Raw genomic sequence first — 23494 nt, forward strand, 5'->3', positions numbered from 1 at the left:
ATATTAAGCCTTTATCTTTTGATTGTCAATACATATGGGTGAAAATAATTCTCATTTCCGTTGACAATGAGAATTAAGTTGAAATACACTAACAACGTATCATTATACATTGAAGGGGAAACGCTGCATGTTATTAAAAACAAATCGAGCAAAATGGATTGGATTATTTGTTGGAATCATTGCAGTCGTTATTTGTATTTGGGGAAGTATTATTTTCGGGTATACAAATACGAGTTGGAAACTAGCATTGGATGCTTTTTTCCATTTTAACGGTTCCAATGAACATATTATTATTCAAAATGTACGTCTGCCTAGGGCGTTAATTGCAGCTAGTGTTGGTGCTAGTTTAGCCATTGCTGGTTGTCTTATGCAAACGTTAACTAAGAATCCACTTGCTTCTCCAGATTTTATTGGATTAAATTCAGGTGCTGCGTTCTTCATAGTTGTAGCAATTGTAATCTTTTCAGTAACATCATTATCAGCTTTCACATGGATTGCCTTTTTAGGAGCGGCGGTTGCAGCTGTACTTGTATTTGCTTCTAGTTCTTTAGGAAAAGAAGGAACTACTCCTCTTAAGTTAACGTTAGCAGGGGTCGCAATTAGTGCGTTATTTTCATCATTAACACAAGGATTACTTGTGTTAAATGAAAAAGCACTTGAAGAGGTATTATTTTGGCTTGCTGGATCTGTGCAAGGGAGAAAGTTAGAAATTTTACAATCTGTATTCCCATATTTATTAATAGGATGGATTGCATCTCTTATGATGGCAGGGAAAGTAAATACATTGATGATGGGAGAAGACGTCGCGAAAGGACTTGGACAACGAACAATTTTAATGAAATCATTCGTGTTACTTATTATTGTACTGTTGTCTGGTGGTTCGGTTGCGGTTGCTGGCCCAATTGGATTTATTGGAATTATTACTCCGCATTTTGCTAGATTTCTTGTTGGAGTTGACCACAGATGGAGAGTGCCTTATAGCGGATTGTTAGGTGCAATACTACTAATATTGGCTGATATAGCAGCAAGATATGTCATTATGCCACAAGAAGTACCAGTAGGAGTTATGACAGCATTTATTGGAGCTCCATTCTTTATTTATATTGCACGTAAGAGAGGGCTTAGCAAATGAAGAAGTATATTCCGTTTCGTATAGGAAAAGGTGAGCTCTCGTTTTTAATGTATAAACGAGCTTGTCTCGTCTTGTTAAGTTTACTAGTTGTTTTAATAGGATTATTCTTTGCGAGTGCAGGTATGGGAGACATGAAAATTGCTCCTTATGACGTATGGCAAGCAATTACTGGAAATGGCGATGCGATGTCAAATATGGTTGTGAATAAGTTTCGTATGCCACGTATTTTAATTGCCATCCTCGTAGGAATTGCGCTTGCTGTAGCAGGATGTATTTTACAAGGTCTCGTTCGAAATCCACTTGCTTCTCCGGATATCATCGGGATTACGGGCGGGGCAAGTGTTGCAGTTGTATTGTTTTTAGCTATATTTAGTGATAAAAATAATGCGCTAACTGTAAGTATTCATTATATGCCGTTAGCAGCCTTTGTTGGGGCAACGATTGTGGCGCTTTTTGTATATTTATTTGCATGGAGAAATGACGGGTTATCGCCGATTAGTCTTGTTTTAATTGGTGTGGGGTTTTGGGCATTAACGAAAGCGGCAACGACTTTGTTTATGTTGTTAGCACCAATTTATCAAGCGAGTCAAGCGAATGTATGGATTACAGGTACTGTTTATGGTTCTTCATGGCAAAACGTTATGGTGCTTGCACCGTGGGTTCTCATTTTAACGGTAATATCATTTATAGCTGCTAGACATTTAAATGCGCAAGAGCTAGGGGATGATATTGCGGTAGGACTTGGTGTTCCTTTAACGAAGTCACGCGTATTCATGTTATTACTTAGTACGGCTTTAATTGGGGGAGCAGTTGCCTTCGCCGGAGGAATTGGATTTGTCGGTTTAATGGCACCTCATATTTCACGAAGGCTAGTTGGTTCTTTATACGGTGCATTACTCCCAGTTGCAGCTATTGTTGGTGCAATTCTAGTACTTGCTGCAGATTTAATTGGGCGTACAGTTTTCACACCACTTGAAATTCCAGCAGGGGTATTTACATCAGCAATTGGTGCACCTTATTTTATTTATTTACTTTATAAAAGTCGGAATTCATAAAGGGAGATGAATATGCAAAAAGCATTGGAGACGAAACGTTTGACGCTGTCTTATGGTGAAACAATTATTATCGATGAGTTGAATTTAGAAATTCCAAAAGGTGAAATTACAATCTTTATCGGTTCCAACGGTTGCGGGAAATCAACTTTATTACGTTCACTAGCTAGATTATTAAAGCCAACAACTGGTGACATTTTGTTAGATAATCAAGCTATTCAAAGTATGCAAACGAAGCAAATTGCTCGTCAAATGGCAATTTTACCGCAAGGACCGCAAGCACCTGAAGGGCTTACAGTATTGCAACTTGTAAAACAAGGACGCTATCCATATCAAACATGGCTGAAACAGTGGTCAGAAAAAGATGAGGAAATGGTACAGAAGGCACTTGCAGCAACAGGTATGACAGAATTTGCTGAGCGTGATGTGCATGCTCTTTCAGGTGGACAACGACAACGTGCTTGGATTGCAATGACGCTTGCACAAGATACAGATATTATTTTACTGGATGAGCCTACTACATATTTAGATATGACTCACCAAATTGAAGTGCTAGATTTATTATTCGAATTAAATGAAACAGAACAAAGAACAATTGTTATGGTATTACACGATTTAAATTTAGCATGTCGCTATGCAGATAACATTGTAGCCATTCAAGATAAAAAAATATATGCACAAGGTAAACCTGAAGAAGTGGTAGATGAGAAACTAGTACGTGATGTATTCCGAATGGAGTGTCAAATTAGTACGGATCCGTTATTTGGAACACCGCTTTGTATACCTCACGGAAGAGGAAGACGTGTAGTTAAAGAAGTTGCTCAGGCAATGAGATAAAAAAACGATGAGTGATTCATCGTTTTTTTATTTGGTACAAGAAAATAAGAGGAAGAGAGGAATACGTAAGCGACGTTTATACTCTTCTTCATCTTGAAAATAGGTTGGATTTGGTGTAGCTTCTTTTAATGATGTAATGGTAAATCCGGCTTGCTGTAATAATGTAAAATAATCTTCCGTTGTACGATGATATTTAATAACTTCTTGGTCAATCCATGGTTCAACCCGTTTGCCTAGTTTAAAGTAATCATCGACGAGCCAACTCGTTCTTTTACCACTTGTTTGTAAGCTTTCAAACGAAGAAGTAATAACGGGATGTTGAACGCTAAAGGTAAAGGTGCCATTTGTTTTTAAAGTTTGAAACACATTTTGAAAAATGGTATCAAGATGTTCAATATAATGTAAGGCGAGTCTAGATGTTACTAAATCAAAAGTGGAAGAGGGGTAGGTATAATCTTTGAGGTTTAAAAAATGAACAGTTCCATTTTTATTTTCTATTTGTTTTTTAGCTTTTTCATACATAAGTTCGGAGCCTTCAATGCCGGTGTAAGAGTAGCATCCCTTTTCTAATAATTCCGCGCCAAACTTAGCATCACCACAGCCTAAATCGAGAATTTGTTTTCCTCGTACATGACCAATGAGCTGAAAGAATATTGGTTTTTCAATGGATTCATTTGGGCTATTTTCTCGGTATCTTCGTTTCATATATTGTTCGAAAAATGCTGTGTTATTGTATACATCAGATTCTGTAAATGCCATGTTTGAAACCTCCCGAAATATTTTTTTAATTCTATCAAATATGAAAAGTAAATAATAGATTTATTGTAATGAATCATATATAATCTAAAATTGTAAGCGGTTACTTTAAACTATTTTTCTATAATAAATTCTGAAAACGTGTTAAGCTAGTAGAGGGATTATTAGAACTATTAAGACAATAATCCGCTTACATGAACGATGGGAGGCTTCACGATGTCTAGTAAAACACTTGCGAAATTTTTAGAAGAAAATTTAGAGGATTTAAAATCAAAGGGGCTTTATAACGTAATTGATCCGCTTGAGAGTTCAAATGGACCGATCATTACAATTGGCGGAAAAGAATATATTAACTTATCTTCAAACAACTATCTTGGATTAGCAACAGATAGTCGTTTGCAAGAAGCAGCAATTGGTGCTATTCATAAGTACGGTGTTGGAGCAGGGGCTGTTCGTACAATTAACGGTACTTTAGATTTGCATATTAAGTTAGAAGAAACAATTGCAAAGTTTAAACATACAGAAGCAGCAATTGCTTATCAATCAGGATTTAACTGTAATATGGCAGCGATTTCAGCCGTTATGGATAAAAATGATGCAATTCTTTCAGACGAATTAAACCATGCTTCTATTATTGATGGTAGTCGTCTATCAAAAGCAAAAATTATTGTTTATAAACATTCGGATATGGAAGATTTACGCCAAAAAGCAATTGCGGCGAAAGAATCAGGTCTTTACAATAAATTAATGGTAATTACAGACGGTGTCTTTTCAATGGATGGAGATGTTGCAAAACTACCAGAAATTGTTGAGATTGCAGAAGAGTTAGATTTAATGACATACGTAGATGATGCACACGGTTCAGGTGTACTTGGAAAAGGTGCAGGAACTGTAAAGCACTTCGGTCTTTCTGATAAAGTTGATTTCCAAATTGGTACATTATCAAAAGCAATTGGGGTAATTGGTGGATATGTAGCAGGGAAACAAAATTTAATTGACTGGTTAAAAGTTCGTTCACGTCCATTCTTATTCTCTACAGCATTAACACCAGCTGATGCAGCAGCTTGCATGAGATCAATTGAAATCTTAATGGAAAGCACAGAGTTACACGATCGCTTATGGGAAAATGGTCGCTACTTAAAACAAGGATTAAAAGAACTTGGCTTTAACATTGGGGAAAGTGAAACGCCAATTACACCTTGTATCATTGGGGACGAAGTATTAACACAAGAATTTAGTAAACGTCTAAATGAAGAAGGTGTATACGCAAAATCTATCGTGTTCCCAACTGTAGCAAAAGGAACAGGGCGCGTTCGTAATATGCCTACAGCAGCTCATACGAAAGAAATGTTAGATGAAGCAATTCTTAAGTATGAAAAAGTAGGAAAAGAAATGGGCATCATTTAAGTAACGACATCTTTTGAATAGCTTGCAAATGAGGAGTGGGGAAAATGAAAAAAATTCTAGTAACCGGTTCTTTAGGGCAAATTGGTTCTGAACTAGTAATGAAACTTCGTGATGTATACGGCGCATCAAATGTTATTGCAACAGATATTCGTGAAACAGATAGTGAAGTAGTAACGTCTGGTCCATTTGAAACGTTAGATGTAACAGATGGACAAAAACTACATGATATCGCAAAGCGTAATGAAGTAGATACAATTATTCATTTAGCAGCTTTACTTTCAGCAACAGCAGAAAAAAATCCGTTATTCGCATGGAACTTAAATATGGGCGGACTTGTAAATGCATTAGAAGCAGCTCGTGAATTAAACTGTAAGTTCTTCACGCCAAGTTCTATCGGTGCATTCGGTCCATCGACGCCAAAAGATAATACACCGCAAGATACAATTCAGCGTCCTACTACGATGTATGGGGTAAACAAAGTGGCAGGAGAATTACTATGTGATTATTATCATCAAAAATTTGGCGTAGATACGCGCGGTGTCCGTTTCCCAGGTTTAATTTCTTACGTAGCTCCTCCAGGAGGCGGAACGACTGATTATGCAGTTGAAATTTATTATGAGGCGATTAAAAAAGGTGCATACACCTCATACATTGCTGAAGGAACGTACATGGACATGATGTATATGCCTGATGCTTTACAAGCGATCATTTCATTAATGGAAGCTGATCCAAGTAAGCTAGTGCATAGAAATGCATTTAACATTACAGCAATGAGCTTCGAGCCAGAGCAAATTGCAGCGTCAATTCGTAAACACATTCCGACGTTTACAATGGATTATGCAGTAGATTCAGCTCGTCAAACAATCGCTGATAGCTGGCCAAACTCTATTGACGCAACTGCAGCAATGAAAGAGTGGGGCTTTAAAGCAGAATACGATTTAGACAAAATGACAACTGACATGCTGGCTAAGTTAAAAAAAAAGCTCACAGCTGAGTTAGTGATGAATTAATAGGAAGAGTCGATTCTTAGGAATCGGCTCTTCATTATTTTTGGGAGGAGAGAAGTCTTATGCAAAGAGTTGATGTCGTATACGCACTAATACATGACGAAGAAACAGATAAAATATTAATGGTACATAATGTAGAACAAAACGTTTGGTCATTGCCAGGTGGGGCTGTGGAAAAAGGTGAAATATTAGAGGAAGCACTAATAAGAGAAGTGAAAGAAGAGACAGGTTTAACCGCCTTGGCTGGGGGGCTTGTTGCGATCAATGAAAAATTCTTTGAAGAATCAGGGAATCATGCACTATTTTTTACATTCCGAGCGAATGTAGTAAAAGGGGAACTTATTGCGGAAGATGAAGGTGAAATTTCTGCAATAGAGTGGGTAGATCGAACAATTGCGAATGAGCGTTTCCCATACTATGACGGAGGATTTGAATCTTTATTAGAAGTAGCCATTCCATACAAGTTTCAACCAGAAACAAAGTAATTGAACGAAAAAACAGGAGCCACAAGGCTCCTATTTTCTATTCAATCGTCTTCAGTAATAGTTTTTTCAGCAATGGTTTAATCTTCAATCGTAAATCTTCAGCATGATTTGCAACTAAGAAGTGATGGTTATAAATGTTTTTCATCAATTGATAAGTTGCTTCTTTCGCTTCGCCTTCTTCGATGAAGATACCGATTACTTCCATACCACTTTTACGCGCGAGTTTAACAGCTTCATGCGTATCTAAAATTCCGTCTTGTTGATAGTCTAGCGCAGAAGGCTCACCGTCTGTGAAGACTAGTAAGAATTTATGTTTCTCAGGTCTTTTGGCAAGTTTTTCAGAAACGATACGAATAATATATCCGTCGCGGTTATCTTCTTCTTCACGAAGTTGCATAATTTCTGGACCAACGTTTGGCAACGTTGAGTTTTTATAATTTACAACTTCATGGATAACGTTCGGCTTATCTTCAGGTTTAGCGCTAGAGGCATCTTCCCAAAATCCGCTAATAGCGTGCGGGATTTTTAAAGACTTTAAAGCTTCATGGAATAGTACAACACTCTTCTTCGTTTCTTCCATTTTGTTATACATAGAACCAGAACAGTCAACTAATAGTTGGAATGCAACATCGAGTTCTTGTGACTCTTGTCCTTTTTTATAAAACATACGCGGTTGTTTTTCGGTATAAATACGAAGGAATTTCTTACGAAGTCTTCCGTAATATTTATCACTATTCGCATTCGTTTTATTTTCAATTGTTTTTTCGATAATTTTCTTTAATTCTTTTACATCTTTATTGACGACTGATTTGATAGCTTGGTAATCTTTTTTCTCATCTGAGTTTGGTTTGCGAGCTTCTTTAAATGTATGAGAAGCACCTACATTATACTTACCGTATGCACCGTCGTGCTGGCTAGAAGCGTGTGAAGCCCTTGCTTCTTCTGTATCAGCGCCATCAAAGTTGGATTGTGTACTTTTTTGTGAGGTACCTTGTACAGAACCAAGTGCTTGGTCGCCATCTTCTGATTCACGGGCAGTATCACCCATCATATTAGTTTTTGTTCCGCTTTCTAATTCAAAGCGTAAAAAGTTCTCGTTTTCGTTATTTTTATTTTCACGATGCCATGTGGAGAAACTTTCATCCATTTTGTTTTTATTTTCATCGTCATCTATAAGCTGCGTATCATCATTTGCTAAATCTTCGACGCGACAGTTCTTTTCGTCTGCAAGGACAGATAAGTAAAGTGGAGCATGTCCGAAATAGTTGTTAAGCATATCGCTTTCAAGAAGCGCCTCTAAGCGATAGCGAATTTTCTCAACGATATACATAATATCTTCTGTATTACGTGCTTGGAATGTTTCATGTAAAATCGCTTCAATTTGCTCAAAATATTCATTATTAAACATTTCGTATTTATCGCTAGTTAATGAAAGATAGCATAGGCAAAATAGACGATCACCGTGATAATTACGAACACGGTTTATTTCATTTTGAGAGCCGAAATAATTGCGGTACATTTCTTTTCGACGTTTAAAAACATGCTTCGTGCCAGGACGTAAGTTCTTTACGATTTCCTCAACGCGTAAATCTTCTAATAGAACAAATAATTGTGTTAAAAACTTTTTTAGGGGCGATTCTTGCAATTCAATCGCATAAGAACGAATTAAAGTCATGTCCGAGTAATGTTTATTACCAAGTGCTTTTAAGAACACTTCGCTTTTTAATCCGATTACTGTATCTTCTTCTTTTCGATCATCCCAAAAGTGACTAATGACAACTTTCTTTTCAATTTCGTCGTAGTATGCTTTATAGCCATATTCAAGATAGGCATCGTCTTCTTTTAGAAGGGCATACATTAAGTTTTCCATTTGTAGAAACAGCGACGCATCAATTTTTTTGTCACTAAAAATTTGTCTCATAAATTATCCCTCAAAGAAATAACTTTCTGCTAATTCACGGACAGTCATTTGTTCTGTTTCATCATTAAGTTTTGCAATTATGCTTCGTTCAATCGCTCGCATAACAGGAATATATACACCTAAATCACATGCGTCGATAATACCACGAATACTTGCTGCTTCTTCACTTACACGTCCATCGCGAGCTAAAGGCATAAGGTCGCTTGCAAATGCAACAAACTTTTCAATTGTTGCAACATCATTTAATTTTGATTCTGCTAATAATAGTTCTTTTAATGTATCACCTTGAATGTAAGGAACTTCAATAATAACGAAACGGTTTTTTAACGCTTCATTTAGTTCACTTGTTCCAACGTAACCTTCGTTAATCGCAGCAATTACACGGTATTCGTCATCACCGTATACAACTTCTTGTGTAAATGGGTTTGTAATCATTTTACGGTAATCTAATGCGCCGTGAAGAAGTGGTAACGTTTCAGGTTTTGCCATATTGATTTCGTCAATATATAGGAAGTGACCGTTCTTCATTGCTTTCATAAGAGGACCGTTAACGAATGAAACTTCAGATGCACCATCTTTCGTTTGTAGTGTGTTGTATCCTAAAATACCCTCTACATCTAAGTCGACAGAGCAGTTAATGCTATGCATTGGTTTTTGGAATAAAGAAGAAAGAGTTTCCGCTAGTACTGTTTTACCACTACCAGTCGGTCCTTTTAATAGAATATTCTTGCCAAGAAGAAGTGCTGTAATCGCATCTTCAATAATGCTATTATCAGACGCTTTATATATTTTCGTTCCGATTAAATGTGCATTTTCACCAGCTTCTTGTTTATTCTTTTCATGAATCGTAGAAAGCTGTTGTTTTAAATCAGCATGTATATGAAATTGTTCTAACATGTATTTCCCACCTAACATTATTTTCATAAAGTAATACATCTTATGATAACTTGTTTTAATATGGTATGCAAAGAAAAGGAAGGAGGATAAAGGGAAAAGAAAAAGCAATCAAGATGAAGTTGATTGCCTACAGTAAAGGAGAAATGAGCCTCATGAAAGACTCCAATATGCGTTTTTTTATACTTCTTTTTTGGAAAGAGTTCCATTTAATTTCAGTTGAATGTTTAAAATCTTCTTCAAAATCACGTTTAATGTCGTGAACTGTTTTTGATTCATAAAGCACGCTAATAATTTCGTAATTCAATTCAAAGCTACGTACATCCATGTTCGCTGTTCCAATAGTTGCAATTGTATCATCAACGAGTACAATTTTTGCATGCATAAAACCATCTTTATAACTGTAAATAGAAGCACCAGCTTTTAAAAGCGGAGTGAAATAGGATTGAGATGCTTGATCACTAATGATGCTATCACTTTTACCTGGATATAAAATCCGTACATCTATTCCGGCAATTGCACTTAAGCGTAATAATGTTAAAGTTTCTTGATCTGGAATAAAGTAGGGTGTAGCGATCCAAATGGATTTTTTTGCAGAGCCCATAACAGCTAATAATGTATTACGAATACTTTTATCATCGGAGCTTGGTCCGCTTGCTACGATTTGAACAGCACCTTCTGCATTTGAAATCTCTTTACCTGGGAAGTATTGTCTATTCATGAATTGATCCCAGGAATAAGTATTTAAACCACTAGAGGCATAGAGCCAGTCTTCTAGAAAGATTGCTTGTAATTTATATAATGCTTTTCCTTCTATTTTTAAATGACTATCACGCCAAACAGGAAATTTCTTGGAACGGCCAAGATATTCATCACCGACATTGAGTCCTCCGGTAAAACCAATTTTTCCATCTACAATAACAATTTTTCGATGGTTACGATAATTGACAGTTTCAAGTAACCAAGCTGAAAAAATAGGGTCAAATTCTACAATTTCAATCCCAGCTTCTTTCATAGGTTGCAAAAATCGTCGTCGTAACGTATTACTTCCAAGGCCATCATAAAGGAAGCGTACAATAACACCATCTTTTGCTTTTTGTATTAAAGCATCTCGAACTTTTGTACCAATTTCATCAGATTTATAAATGTAGTATTGAATATGTATATGATGCTTTGCCTGCTCTATAGCTCGCAAAATTTCTGAAAATGTTTGATCTCCGTTTGTTAAAAGTTTTGTAGTTGTTTTATCTGCGGCAGGACCACCTCCAAATTTTTGTATGACTTCTGTTAAATGTATGGAACGTTCATTTAGTGGGACTGTGAGTAATAACTCTAGTCTTCTTCCTTCTAATATTTCACGGAATAATTTTCTTTGTTCTTCTGAACGATGGAGATGTTTTTTTCTTCTCCAGCGGCTGCGTCCGAAAATAGCGTATAAAAGCACACCTATAATAGGAAGAAGTGCTAATACTAAAAACCATGCTAACGTACTTTGTGGAGATCTATTTTCTATAAAAATAACGAATGAAATTCCGACAATTGTGATGGACCATAGAGCACCGACAAATGTATATAACGAAATATACGATGTATTTAATAGGAACAGAACGATAGATACAATTGTAAATATTAATAGTAATTGAACGATAGGCTTCTTCATTTCTATATAATTCCCCTAATCTTTTTTCAATATAGACTTCTTAAATAGAAGATGTAATATGACATCTTTATTATAAGGTGTTTTGCTTTTTTTACAAAATATAGACATATCACCTATACTTTCCGCATTTGTCCTACATACAGTGTACTATCCCATTTTTTATCCCACTCTTAACGCATATGAAAATGAAAAAATCGAAAAGGAGCGGAGAAACATGAATTATATAGAAAATAATGGATTGTACTATCGAAATCATCATCATGGAGGACACAATCATGGTGGACATCATCACCATGGAGGACACAATCACTATGATCACCATCATCATCACGGAGGCGGATGGGGCTGGGGTGGTGGTAGTTCATGGGGAGGCGGATTTTTCCCTGGAAGCTTTGCAGGAGGAGTGTTAGGCGGACTGACAGCTGGTGCATTAACAGGTGCAACAAGTGGAGGATATTATCCGGCTCCATATCCAGTAGCTTATCCATCACCATACCCTGTAACGTATCCAATGCCATACCCAGGTTATCAGCAAATACCATATTCGTATTAAACTAAAAAAGAGGCTATCCTCTTTTTTAGTTTAATACAGTATTTATTTATAAAATAATTCCAAAGTTAAGGTGGAAATATGTTAATATTTTGTTATTGTAATTCAAAAACATGCACATTAATGTAGATTTTCATATTATTATTTGTGAATAGTTATGTAGTATGATCTAATTTCTATTTCGTTATTAAAAACAAAGAGATCAGATATGAGTGGTATTAGTTGGAAACAAGGCTTGCATAGAGCTACTTAAAAGGATTGCGGTATAATAAGGCGCGAAGTAATTAGAGATATGGGAAGCTACCAGTTATAATTGAAACGGTATAATATTGCTTTTTATTACAAATAATATTATGTTATTTTAATCGGTTTATTTAAAAAGATAATTTATGTAAAGGGCTAGTATTAGAAAATGAAATATCTCTATTTCTATGAAGAGAAACAGGTTGTGTTTTAGTCAGATAGAAGCAAGGAGAGATGCGCATGCTAGAACAGAGAGGTCATGCATTATATGACTCTTCGTTGCGAGATTTAAAGTTAGCATTAGATGAGTCTTCAATTGTTGCAATTACAGATCGAAAAGGTCTTATTACATATGTAAATGATAAATTTTGTGAAATCTCTAAATACAAAAGAGAAGAATTAATTGGAAAAGATCACCGTATTTTAAATTCAGGTCATCATCCGAAAACCTTTTTTCAAAACTTATGGAAACGTATTTTGAATGGGAAAGTATGGACAGGTGAGATTCGGAATCGAGCAAAAGATGGTACATATTATTGGGTCAAAACAACAATTGTTCCATTTTTAAATGAAAAAGGAGAGCCTTACCAGTTTATCGCAATACGAAATGATATTAGTAGTAGAAAAGAAGCGGAACAGAGGTTGCGGCTAAGTGAAAGTCGTTATAGGGAACTTGCCTATCATGATGCTTTAACGAGTTTGCCGAACCGTTTGCAATTAATAACGACCGTTAATAAATTGATTGCAGATAAAAAAGAATTTGGTATGATTTACTTTGATTTGGACCGTTTTAAATTAGTAAATGATACGTTAGGTCATATGATAGGGGACTTACTTTTAAGCGAAGTCGCTTCAAGGTTGCATTATGTACTAGGAGAGAAAGATGTTCTGGCTAGGCTAGGTGGCGACGAATTTGTGCTGTTAACAAAAAATCATAGACAAGATGATATGAGGCAGTTAGCGACATCTGTGTTGTCATGTTTCCAGGCACCATTTATTCTTGAAGGCCATGAAGTATATATTTCAGCTAGTCTAGGACTTTGTTCTTATCCACAAGACGGACAAGACGTGGAAACATTATTGAAAAACTCCGACTTAGCTATGTATAGTGCAAAAGAACAGGGGAGAAATGCTGCATGTTTCTTTACAGATGAGCTACGCGCGAAAATAAATCGTAGAATGAAAGTTGAGTTTGCTTTGCAAAAGGCAATTCGTGATGAAGAGTTAGATGTAGTATTGCAGCCTATTATTGATTTGAAAACGAAGAGATATTCTGGTATAGAAGCTCTAGTACGCTGTATGACAGAAGACGGACCTATTTCACCAAACGAATTTATCCCGGTAGCTGAAGAGTCTGGACTTATTATAAAGCTAGGAGACTGGGTATTAGAAAAATCGTGCCGATTGTTTAAAACATTGCCCAATTATCAAGAAGGACTAAAGTTATCAGTGAATTTATCTATACAACAATTAATGCAGAAACGTTTTATTTTCTCTGTACGTAGCATTTTAAAGAGAACTGGTTTTCCTCCGAACCGTTTAATATTAGAAATAACGGAAAGCATAGCAGTCCGCCATTTTGATTATATTATTGCTACATTACAAGAATTAAGAAATATGGGTGTTTTAATTGCTTTGGATGATTTCGGAACTGGCTATTCTTCCTTATATTATTTAAAACAACTACCACTGGATATTGTAAAAATTGATCGTAATTTTATTCGTGAATTTCATTATGATCACGCACAACCAGAACGAACGATTGTAAAATCCGTTATTGAAATTGCTCATAGTTTAAATTTAGCAGTAGTTGCTGAAGGAGTAGAAACAGTAGAGCAAGAGAGTTTGTTACAATCAATGAGCTGTGATTATGTACAGGGATTTTATTATGCGAAACCTTTATCTGTAGGAGAGCTAAAAGAAAAGTTAATTACAGATTTTTAATAAAAAAGAGAAGCCAGCAGCTTCTCTTTATTTAATCCGTTTTTTGTGAGTCTTTCATTAGTACTGGATAAAGAATAAGACCTAATACGAACAATCCAATTCCTAAGAAGAATGTTTTTAAATCAGCAGTTCCCGTTTTGATAACCCAAATAGAGTATACCAACGCTAATGTCGTAATGATTCCATCTTTTACTCGAGATCCGGGCAGTATATCATACGTTTCTCCTGTAATAACTAATTTTAATTGGTACAAGGTAGAAACAAGGTATGGAATTAAATAGGCTAATGTTGCTACGACGATAGCGAAACTATACGCTTCTGAAACAGTACCAGAAATCGTTGAAAATAAGAAAATTTGCGTCATTATATTTGTAATCAATAGTGATTTTGAAGGACTACCTTTTTTATTTGTTTTCCCGAAAAACTTAGGGAAAAGTCCATTTTTTGCTGCCTGGTAAGGTACTTCTGAACTAACAACAATCCAGCCAACTGTAGATCCAAATAAAGATATAAGAGCGAGTAAAGCCATTATATATGCACCTTTATTTCCAATTGCTAAATTTAATGCGTCTACTAATGGTTTTTGAGACTCTTTTAAAGCATCTTGCGGAAGAGCTCCCATTGTAAGTAAAGTAATTGACATGTAAATAAGAAGAGCGATAATTAATCCGAAAATCGTAGCTTTTTTTACATCGCGCTGTGATTTTGCACGATTAGAAAGCATAACTGCTGATTCAATACCGATAAATGCCCAGAGTGTTGCAATAGCAGCTGAATTGATTTGGCCACCTAACGAGATAGATTGTCCTGCTTCATTCATAAAGGTTTGACCGTCTCCGAAATTAGAAGCATTGAAAATGAATAATGTAATTACAATAAACATTGTAAATCCGATAATTTTTGCAATAGTAGCAAGTAGATTCATATTTCCAGCTCGATCAATATTTTGAGAAAGAATATATTGAATTCCCCATAGCATAAGGCTACATACAAGGAAAGTTAACCCTTTTCCGAGTTCTAGTGAAAATCCGTTTATTGAAAAAAGAATTTGCTTACTTTGTAAAACTGGAAAGAATGTTGATAAATATCCAGCAAAGGAAATAATAACAGATGCTGTTGCAGCCCAGTTAGCAGCCCAATATCCCCATGCCATACTATATCCTGCAACTTTACCAGCTTTTTTTGAAGGAAACATCGCTTGAGCATAGCTTTGTGGTCCAGCTTTTAATTCTGGTTTACGAATCGCTAAATTTCCAAATACAAGTGCAATCATAAATACGCCAAGGCCTGTAATACTCCATGCGAGTGTAGAACCCATTGGACCTGATACTTGTGCTAAATTTGCTGGAAGCATAAATACGCCACCGCCAACCATATTCCCGATAACAAATGCTGTTAAAACCCATAATCCCCATTTTTTCGTTTCCATTTTTGTTAACTCCTTTGTAGTAAGTTTTGCTTAAACATCATTTTTTACTAGCTTTTTGACAATAAAAAAAGAGCCATGTAGATAAAAAAATACCTACATGGCTCTTTTGCCAAAGCGTAGGTACAACGGGAATAACCCTTGTACCTACGCGTAATTTTTCCGCTAGGTTTCAAGGGTTACGTATGATGATGATGATGTTTTTGTGCAAATGTAACTACAGTTGTTGTATAAGTAAGCATAGTTCTTTGCTCCCTTTCTCCTCTGATTTTGAAGTTAGTATACTACATGTTTTTTTGAATGAAAAGAAAAATATAAAAATTTTTATAAAAATACGTTTTAAAGATTAAATATTTACCTATATTTTTCTTGTACTGGAAAATAAGTGAGAGATTGGCAGAAGAGTGAAGCATGTTATAATACATATAGAATTAGAAGGTGACAAGGGGCTATTGTAGATGATGAGTAAGTATGAACAAATTTATACAGAAATCAGTAAATCTATTGATAATAAACAATTAAAAGAGGGATGCAAAATCCCATCAGAAACAGAATTAATGAAGCAGTATGAGGCAAGCCGAGGCACGGTGAGAAAAGCTGTAGATTTACTGCAAGAGCGTGGATATGTGCAAAAAATTCATGGAAAAGGTGTTTTTGTTTTAAAGCGAAAAAATATTGAATTTAATTTTGGCGGTATTGTAAGTTTTCAAGAAGAAAATGAACGTTTAGGACGTCATTGTATTACAGAAGTTGTGGAAATGGACAAAGAAAAAGCCACAAAAGAAATTGCAAAATTATTAAATGTAAAAGAAAAAACAGAGATTGACCATATTAAACGTGTACGAAATATTGATGGAGAAAAAGTAATTTTAGATATAAATCATTTTGTATCTGAGTTTGTTCCAGGATTAACGAAAGAAATTGCAACTGCATCGATTTATAAATACATCGAGAAAGAGCTTGGGCTACATATTAGTTATTCGCAGAGGGTAATTGAAGTACAGCCATGTACAGAGGATGACAGAAAGTATTTAGATTTAAATGGAACAGACTATGTTGTCGTTGTGAAAAACTTTACACATTTGTATGATGGAAGTCAGTTTGAATATACAGAATCACGCCACCGTTTAGATATTTTTCACTTTTCGGATGTGGCACGCAGGAAGTAAAGAGGTGGAACAAAATATTGTTTCATCTCTTTTTTTTATAAAAAAAACACAAACTCGTATATACGAGTGTTGACTAACTTGTATATACGAGTTAATATGTAATTGTAAACGGTATCAAAAAAAGAAAAGAGGGACGGGAATATGGGGAAAGACTATCGTAAAACAGCAGAGGAAGTGTTGCAGTATATTGGTGGGAAAGACAATATTGAACAAGCTGCACATTGTGTGACGAGGCTCCGTATCGCTTTAAAAGATGAAAGTAAAATAGATAATGATAAATTACAGTCTGTTTCATTAGTGAAAGGAGCGTTTCATAACGCTGGTATATTTCAAGTTGTAATTGGTCCAGGAGATGTAGATCGTGTTTACGCTGAATTGATAACGCTTGCGGGTATGAAAGAATCGACTGTAGCTGACGTAAAAGACTCTGGAAATCAGAAGTTAAATCCAGCTCAAAAGTTTGTAAAAATATTTTCAGATGTATTTATGCCGATATTACCAGCGATCGTAACGGCTGGTTTACTAATGGGTATTAACAATCTATTAGGCGCAAAGGACTTATTTTTTGATGGGAAAAATTTATTAGATGTTTATCCGAACTTAGGCGGGCTTTGGGATTTAATTAATATGATGGCCAATACAGCATTCGTATTCTTACCAGCACTTGTCGGGTGGTCAGCAACGAAGCGTTTTGGTGGTAGTCCAATACTAGGGATTGTTATGGGATTAATGCTTGTGCACCCGGCCTTATTAAACGCTTGGGACTATGGAAAAGCAGCGACTGGTTTAGACGGACAAAAGATTGAGTACTTCGATATTTTAGGACTGTTCCAAATTGAAAAGGTAGGGTATCAAGGTCAAATCTTGCCGGTTTTAGTAGCTGCATTTGTGTTAAGTAAAGTAGAAATTTTCTTAAAGAAACATGTACCAAATGCAATTCAATTATTAGTTGTACCAATTACAACAATCGTTGTGACAGGTGTGTTAGCATTAGGAATTATTGGTCCGGTTACACGTCATATTGGAGATTTATTAACAGTAGGATTAGTAGGTGTATATGAAACAGTACCAGTAGTTGGAGCAGTATTATTTGGAGCGTTATATGCACCACTTGTAATTACAGGTATGCATCATATGTTTATTGCAATTGATTTACAATTGATTGCACAACATGGCGGTACATTTATTTGGCCGATGATTGCTCTTTCTAACATTGCGCAAGGTAGTGCGGCACTTGCGATGTTCTGGATTTCTAAAAATCAAAATGATAGAAGTATGGCATCAACATCAGCCATTTCAGCATACTTCGGTATTACAGAACCAGCGATGTTTGGTGTGAATTTACGAAATAAGTTCCCGTTTTATGCAGCGATTATAGGGTCTGCTGTGGCAGCGATATTCATTACATTAAATGGTGTATTAGCACCTGCTATCGGAATTGGGGGATTGCCAGCATTTATTTCTATCATTCCGAAATCGATTCCGATGTTTATTGTCGGAATGATTATTGCAGTTGTAATCCCATTTACTTTAACATGGTTATTTGCAAAAAGAGTGAAACAGAAGTAGGAGGAAGTTAAACATGAAGGATTGGCATAAAAGTGTAGTATATCAAATTTATCCGAAGAGCTTTAATAGTTATTACAATAGAGAAACCGGTGATATAAAAGGGGTTACAGAGAAACTAGATTATTTAAAAGAACTCGGAGTGGATTATATTTGGTTAACACCGATATACCAATCACCACAAAATGATAATGGATATGATGTAAGTGATTATTACAGCATTGATCCATCTTACGGAACGATGGAAGAGTTTGAAGAACTTTTAGCAGAAGCGAAAGTACGTAACATTGAAATTATGCTTGATATTGTTGTAAATCATAGTTCGACTGAACATAAGTGGTTTAAAGAAGCGAAGGAAGATAAAAATAGTCCATATCGTAATTACTATATTTGGCGTGATGAAAAAAATAATTGGCAGTCTAAGTTTGGTGGATCTGCTTGGAAATATGATGAGAAGACGGAGCAATATTATTTACATCTATTTGATGAAACACAAGCTGATTTAAATTGGGAAAATGAAAAACTGCGTGAAGAAGTATATGATATGATGCGCTTTTGGCTGGATAAAGGGGTAACGGGATTCCGATTAGATGTCATTAACTTAATTTCAAAAGACCAATGCTTTTTAAACGATGAAGGTAGTACTGCGACAAGTGATGGACGCAAGTATTATACAGATGGCCCGCGTGTTCATGAATATTTACAAGAGATGAACCGAAATGTTTTTGCAGGAAAAGATGTCATTACAGTTGGAGAAATGTCATCTACGACAATTGATAATTGTATTAAATATTCTAATCCTGAGCGTAATGAATTAAGCATGACGTTTAGTTTCCATCATTTAAAAGTAGATTATCCGAATGGTGATAAGTGGACGAAAGCAGAGTTTGATTTTATTAAATTAAAAGAGATTATGTCTAACTGGCAAATTGAAATGCAAAAGGGCGGAGGATGGAATGCGTTATTTTGGTGTAATCATGACCAGCCTCGCATCGTGTCACGCTTTGGTGATGATGGAAAGTACCGAAACAAATCTGCAAAAATGTTAGCGACAGCCATGCACATGCTGCAAGGAACGCCTTATATTTATCAAGGGGAAGAAATCGGTATGACGAATCCTAAATTTGAGTCCATCGAGCAATATCGTGATGTAGAATCGTTAAATATATACGATATAAAGCTAAAAGAAGGGCTATCAAAAGAAGAGATTATAGGGATTTTAAAGCAAAAATCTCGTGACAACTCTCGCACTCCGATGCAGTGGAATGAAGAGATGAACAGTGGTTTTACAACAAGTACACCTTGGATTTCAGCGGCTGAAAATTTTAAAGAAATAAACGTAGAGAAGGCATTAGAAGATAAAGAGTCCGTATTTTATCATTATAAAAAGTTAATAGAGCTTAGAAAAACGTATGATGTAATTACAGAAGGAGAATATGCTATTTTGGATAAAAATGATCCTAAAATTTGGGCATATACTCGTACTACAGAAAGTGAAGTACTACTTGTTATAAATAACTTCTATGGAGAAGAAATAACGTATTCAGTACCAGCGCACGTTCAGTTAGATGGAATGAAACAAGAAGTACTACTGTCGAATTATAAAGATGCCAGCAAGGATATTGCAAAACTTAACTTAAGACCATATGAATCAATTGTGTATCGATATACGAAATAAAAAGGTTGTATGCCCGAGCGGCATACAACCTTTTTATTTTAAGACACCACTATACAAAATGCTTACTTCTACTTCAGGTTTGAATTTTACTTTTGCATAATCTTTATTCCAATTTTTTTTCTTCCATAAGTTAGGATGATAAGCGATAAGATGTCTTCCAATACCGAAAGCATCACAATTTGCTTTTTGTAGTTTTCGTGTTATTTTTTTCGCTTCTTTCGTGAGTTGTTTAGAAAGTTCTTTATTTAGTTTTTCTCTATCGTCCATTGTATACATATTATCTCTCGGAGATTCAAGTGCTATAACTTTTAATTGGAGCTTAATGTGAGCATAAACATTTCCTTTTTTATCTGTTGTTATTTTTAAGTCGCGTTTTAATTTTCGATTACTAATTTCCATTGTTAAATAATCAGATGTCTTCTCAGATTCATCACTAGTCAGTTTTTGGGTTATACGGGCACTTGTTCCCATTTTTCCGGTTAATAATACGAATAAAACAGATTGTTGCAAAGGTAAATGCCCAGTTAATTTATCATTGTTAAATAAAGCTAACCCGTTTGTAACTACTTCTTTTCCTTTTATTTTTATAGAAGGAAGGGTAAAGTCTTTACCGGGATCTAACATTTTTGTAGCAGCTGTTTCTAAAGTTTCTTTTGGAAATACACTCATATCTTCTAAGCTTTTCACTTTTTTCTTTAGAAAATCTCCAATTAGTAAATTTCCTATTTTCTTTTTTTCGAGTATCTCCGATGATTCACCATCTACTGCAATAAGTTTTACTAAAGCAGTTGGGTTTGTTGGATCTCGAAAGCTGACATCTAAATAGGGGAGTATACCCTTTTTTAGAATTTTGGTTCCGAGTAATTGAACACCATATTTAAAATAGCGAATATTCCCAGTCACATTTTTTTTTAGGGCATCGCCTGTATCCATTATGTTATGCCCGGTTGCTGAATATATTTCATTCTCAAATGAAGATTGCTCTCCGCTTGAACTTTTTACGAGCTCGATTGTTTGCTGGAGTTTATTCTCTTCCGTAATATCAGCTCCAACGCTATAAGCTAAACTTGCCTCCCTTAATGGTTCTTGATCCCAACAGCCAGAAAGGAGGGAACTAGCACATAATATTAAAAGTAATTTAACTCTTTTTGGGAACATACTGTTCTCCTTTCTTCTTTCTTATTATTGAATAAAGTAGAAATAAAAGAGGGAGAACAACGATGAAAATATAGGTGAACTTATCAGTGAAAGTTGAAATTACTTTTAATTCTTCAGGTGTATCTATAAATAAGGCTACACTAAAAGCAATAATACCAACGATTGGAACAGCCTTTTTATGATTAGCAAGGTTGAATATATGTCCAATTCCGATTGAAGCAGCGCAGTAATAACTAGCAATAGAAGCGACAACTGTTATCATCCAAATTGGGATGAAGATTAGGTCCGTTCGATCTATAATTCCAATATGCAAGGAGCGTAATAAGTAAGCAACTGGCTCTGGAATAAGCTCAATTTGCTTTGGACTAAATACGATAAAGCAAATCCAAACGGTAAAAGTATAAAAAAGAGTTACAAATCCATTGGCGATAGAAATGGCCTTCAGTTTTGCAATAGAACTCCCATTTACTTTTGGAAAAGCGATAAGAATAATTTCAAAACCATACATGGCTGTAATTGTTTCCTTGGATGCTTGAATTATATTCCACCATCCGGCTTCTGTAATAGGAAAAATATAAGAGAAATCAGCTCGTGAAAGCCCTAGGGCAATTAAAAGGGCCATTGGAATAATGAGAATAGAGGCCATGACATAAAATCGTACGATGACTTTAAATGTGTTATAAGCTACATAACAACAAGCTACTGTACATAATATGAGAATTGCAGACCACGGAGTTGCGTGTAAAACCCATACTTTAATGACGTTACAAGCATTCAACATAACCGTCATACCGATAAGGGTAAAATAAAAAACATAAGAAAAGCCCAATAGTTTTCCTAACTTATTACCAAATAGCATACAAACACTTTTATACATATCTGCATCAGGAAATCGTTTTAAGAAAAGCCACATAAGTAAAATAATAAGTTGAATGGCAAGCCCCGCAATGAGCGCAGAAATCCAACCACCACCTTTTGCTATCGGATGAAGCCGGTTAGGTAGAGATAGTATACCGACCCCAATTTGGCATTGAATAACGAAAAAGGTAAATTGAACAAGTGAAATTTTACTTTGCGTGTTTGTCACCGTCCTCATCCTCTCTCGTTACATGTTGGCGCTGCATTTTTTTCGGTTTTGGATCATGTGGTCTTTCCCAAAATGACCAAATTGGTAGTCTTATGAAAGAATCTTTCATATCTTTAATCCGCATCGGGGCAACAGGAGAAAGATATGGTGTATGAAATGAATGAAGCTGACATAAGTGAACGAAAGTTATAATGAGACCGAATGATATTCCTACATATCCGAATATGGCAGCAAGGAGCATTAATGGAAAACGAAGAATCCGAACTGCTGAACTCATATCGTTTGATGGAACGAGAAAAGATGAGATTGCAGTTAAAGCTACAACGATGATCATTGTGTAAGAAACGAGTCCAGCTTTTACAATTGCATCCCCAATTACTAAACCACCTACAATACCGATTGTTTGTCCAACGCGGCTCGGCAAGCGAATACCAGCTTCTCGTAATAACTCGAAAATTAACTCCATTAAGAGAGCTTCAAAAATAGGAGGAAGCGGTACTTTCTCTAATGAAGCTTTAATCGTATACACAAGTTCGAGCGGTAACACATCAGGATGAAAAGCAACAGTTGCAATATATAAAGCTGGTAAGAGAAAGGCAATTAAAAAACTTACTAAGCGAATCATTCGGACGAAAGAACCGACAATCCAACGGTTATTATAATCATCTGGTGATTGATAGAAAGCAAATAACGTAACAGGAACGATGAGTGCTGTTGGATCTCCATCAGATAAAATAGCAACACGCCCTTCCATTAAATTAGCAACAGTTCTATCTGGACGCTCTGTATTTAATTGCTGCGGAAATGGGGAGAAAGACGTATCCTCTATAAATTCTTGTATGTATCCTGGTGGCATAAGTGCATCCGTTTTAATGGTTTCCAATCTTCTTTTCACTTCTATAACTAAATCGTCATTCGCTATATTTTGCATATAAGTAATTGCCACTTTCGTGTGCATTTCTTCACCGAGTGTAAAATACTTAACAACTAAATTTGGACTCTTAATGAGTTTACGAATAGAGGTTAAATTAGTTGCTAGATCCTCTACAAAACCAGTATGTGGACCGCGCACAACTCCTTCATTATCAGGCTCTGCTATATCTCTCTTTAAAGATAAGGTTGTTTCGAAAATACAAAAACTGTCGACGTGTTCATGAAAATATAAGGATTTACCTTGTAATAAAAGTTGTATCCCATAATTTAAATTCGTTTCTTTTTTCATATTTAACGTAGAAAAAGCTTTATCTAAAGATAAATCTGATCGCGTTAATAATGGCTCAAGGACTAACTGATGAATTAGATTTGGATCTGCTAAAGATTCGATATATAAGATTGCTCCTTTTCCGTTTTGAAAAGGGAGATCTAATTTTTTTATATCATCAGAATGAGAAAGTTTATTTTCAATGTAATTAATGTTCTCCGGAAGTGATGGAAACATATGCTTTTGGTTTTTACTCTCTTGTTGTTCTTTTTGCTCTGTCATAATTTCCACCTCTCTTAAAGTGCAATTGTTTCTGTTAAT

At 35.5% G+C, this 23494-nt stretch carries 19 protein-coding genes; 11 read left to right on the plus strand and 8 right to left on the minus strand.

The window, feature by feature from the left end; genetic code table 11:
* Positions 1 to 127 precede the first annotated feature (127 nt).
* Genes ACK1U5_RS25640 through ACK1U5_RS25650 form a run of 3 tightly spaced genes read left to right on the plus strand, consistent with a single transcriptional unit; the run spans position 128 to position 3021 of the window.
* Positions 128 to 1132, plus strand: coding sequence for a FecCD family ABC transporter permease (locus ACK1U5_RS25640; protein ID WP_000925232.1), 1005 nt, complete (start codon positions 128 to 130; stop codon positions 1130 to 1132).
* On the plus strand, positions 1129 to 2187 hold the full coding sequence (locus ACK1U5_RS25645; RefSeq protein ID WP_000760054.1) for a FecCD family ABC transporter permease: 1059 nt from the start codon (positions 1129 to 1131) through the stop codon (positions 2185 to 2187). The genes ACK1U5_RS25640 and ACK1U5_RS25645 overlap by 4 nt, the downstream gene beginning before the upstream one ends.
* Positions 2188 to 2199: 12 nt before the next feature.
* Entirely contained in the window at positions 2200 to 3021 is an 822-nt protein-coding gene (locus tag ACK1U5_RS25650; RefSeq protein ID WP_069605034.1) for an ABC transporter ATP-binding protein, read from the plus strand.
* Positions 3022 to 3048: 27 nt separating this feature from the next.
* Here the strand turns inward: ACK1U5_RS25650 and ACK1U5_RS25655 are convergent, their stop codons facing one another.
* Positions 3049 to 3780: a class I SAM-dependent DNA methyltransferase gene (locus ACK1U5_RS25655; protein ID WP_113710809.1), complete on the minus strand. Its 732-nt coding sequence runs from the start codon at positions 3778 to 3780 to the stop codon at positions 3049 to 3051.
* 213 nt (positions 3781 to 3993) lie between these two features.
* Between ACK1U5_RS25655 and ACK1U5_RS25660 the strand changes: the two genes are divergently transcribed.
* From ACK1U5_RS25660 to ACK1U5_RS25670, 3 genes are read left to right on the plus strand one after another with little or no spacing between them, the layout of a single operon-like run.
* The gene (locus ACK1U5_RS25660; RefSeq protein WP_000095905.1) at positions 3994 to 5184 is read left to right on the plus strand and encodes a glycine C-acetyltransferase; all 1191 of its coding nucleotides are present in this window, start codon (positions 3994 to 3996) and stop codon (positions 5182 to 5184) included.
* Between the two features lie 44 nt (positions 5185 to 5228).
* A complete protein-coding gene (locus tag ACK1U5_RS25665) occupies positions 5229 to 6194 on the plus strand; it encodes an L-threonine 3-dehydrogenase (protein WP_000723129.1) in 966 nt (321 codons plus the stop codon).
* Positions 6195 to 6253: 59 nt separating this feature from the next.
* Positions 6254 to 6676, plus strand: coding sequence for an NUDIX hydrolase (locus tag ACK1U5_RS25670; RefSeq protein ID WP_001189940.1), 423 nt, complete (start codon positions 6254 to 6256; stop codon positions 6674 to 6676).
* Between the two features lie 37 nt (positions 6677 to 6713).
* Here the strand turns inward: ACK1U5_RS25670 and ACK1U5_RS25675 are convergent, their stop codons facing one another.
* The 3 genes from ACK1U5_RS25675 to ACK1U5_RS25685 form a co-directional block, all read right to left on the minus strand.
* Positions 6714 to 8597 carry a vWA domain-containing protein gene (locus ACK1U5_RS25675; protein ID WP_001248851.1) on the minus strand — a complete coding sequence of 628 codons (1884 nt, stop codon included), beginning with the start codon at positions 8595 to 8597 and terminating at the stop codon, positions 6714 to 6716.
* A gap of 3 nt (positions 8598 to 8600) precedes the next feature.
* Positions 8601 to 9494, minus strand: coding sequence for an ATP-binding protein (locus ACK1U5_RS25680; RefSeq protein ID WP_000892973.1), 894 nt, complete (start codon positions 9492 to 9494; stop codon positions 8601 to 8603).
* 127 nt (positions 9495 to 9621) lie between these two features.
* The gene (locus ACK1U5_RS25685) at positions 9622 to 11151 is read right to left on the minus strand and encodes a cardiolipin synthase (RefSeq protein WP_000743031.1); all 1530 of its coding nucleotides are present in this window, start codon (positions 11149 to 11151) and stop codon (positions 9622 to 9624) included.
* 214 nt (positions 11152 to 11365) lie between these two features.
* Between ACK1U5_RS25685 and ACK1U5_RS25690 the strand changes: the two genes are divergently transcribed.
* Both ACK1U5_RS25690 and ACK1U5_RS25695 read left to right on the plus strand, forming a co-directional pair.
* Positions 11366 to 11704 (plus strand): hypothetical protein, encoded by a 339-nt coding sequence (locus ACK1U5_RS25690; RefSeq protein WP_001106403.1) that lies wholly within the window; start codon positions 11366 to 11368, stop codon positions 11702 to 11704.
* Positions 11705 to 12184: 480 nt separating this feature from the next.
* The gene (locus tag ACK1U5_RS25695) at positions 12185 to 13888 is read left to right on the plus strand and encodes a putative bifunctional diguanylate cyclase/phosphodiesterase (protein WP_000893350.1); all 1704 of its coding nucleotides are present in this window, start codon (positions 12185 to 12187) and stop codon (positions 13886 to 13888) included.
* Between the two features lie 31 nt (positions 13889 to 13919).
* Here the strand turns inward: ACK1U5_RS25695 and ACK1U5_RS25700 are convergent, their stop codons facing one another.
* Positions 13920 to 15317: an amino acid permease gene (locus ACK1U5_RS25700; RefSeq protein ID WP_000448444.1), complete on the minus strand. Its 1398-nt coding sequence runs from the start codon at positions 15315 to 15317 to the stop codon at positions 13920 to 13922.
* Positions 15318 to 15772: 455 nt separating this feature from the next.
* On the opposite strand from ACK1U5_RS25700, the gene treR reads away from it, so the two are divergent.
* The 3 genes from treR (at position 15773) to treC (ending at position 19727) form a co-directional block, all read left to right on the plus strand.
* Complete coding sequence (treR, locus tag ACK1U5_RS25705; RefSeq protein ID WP_000987244.1) at positions 15773 to 16483, plus strand: trehalose operon repressor; 711 nt, start codon at positions 15773 to 15775, stop codon at positions 16481 to 16483.
* A 141-nt stretch (positions 16484 to 16624) separates the two neighbouring features.
* On the plus strand, positions 16625 to 18052 hold the full coding sequence (gene treP / locus ACK1U5_RS25710; RefSeq protein WP_044584129.1) for a PTS system trehalose-specific EIIBC component: 1428 nt from the start codon (positions 16625 to 16627) through the stop codon (positions 18050 to 18052).
* A 13-nt stretch (positions 18053 to 18065) separates the two neighbouring features.
* Complete coding sequence (gene treC, locus ACK1U5_RS25715; RefSeq protein ID WP_069605036.1) at positions 18066 to 19727, plus strand: alpha,alpha-phosphotrehalase; 1662 nt, start codon at positions 18066 to 18068, stop codon at positions 19725 to 19727.
* A 33-nt stretch (positions 19728 to 19760) separates the two neighbouring features.
* On the opposite strand, the gene ACK1U5_RS25720 is transcribed toward treC, so the two are convergent.
* Genes ACK1U5_RS25720 through gerKA form a run of 3 tightly spaced genes read right to left on the minus strand, consistent with a single transcriptional unit; the run spans position 19761 to position 23455 of the window.
* Positions 19761 to 20885, minus strand: coding sequence for a Ger(x)C family spore germination protein (locus tag ACK1U5_RS25720; protein WP_000484124.1), 1125 nt, complete (start codon positions 20883 to 20885; stop codon positions 19761 to 19763).
* Positions 20866 to 21972, minus strand: a complete 1107-nt coding sequence (locus ACK1U5_RS25725; RefSeq protein WP_000185796.1) for a GerAB/ArcD/ProY family transporter — start codon at positions 21970 to 21972, stop codon at positions 20866 to 20868. Before ACK1U5_RS25725 ends, ACK1U5_RS25720 begins: the two co-directional genes overlap by 20 nt.
* The gene (gene gerKA, locus ACK1U5_RS25730) at positions 21953 to 23455 is read right to left on the minus strand and encodes a spore germination protein GerKA (protein ID WP_000139248.1); all 1503 of its coding nucleotides are present in this window, start codon (positions 23453 to 23455) and stop codon (positions 21953 to 21955) included. Before gerKA ends, ACK1U5_RS25725 begins: the two co-directional genes overlap by 20 nt.
* Positions 23456 to 23494 lie beyond the last annotated feature (39 nt).

Source organism: Bacillus sp. XB1, from assembly GCF_053557995.1.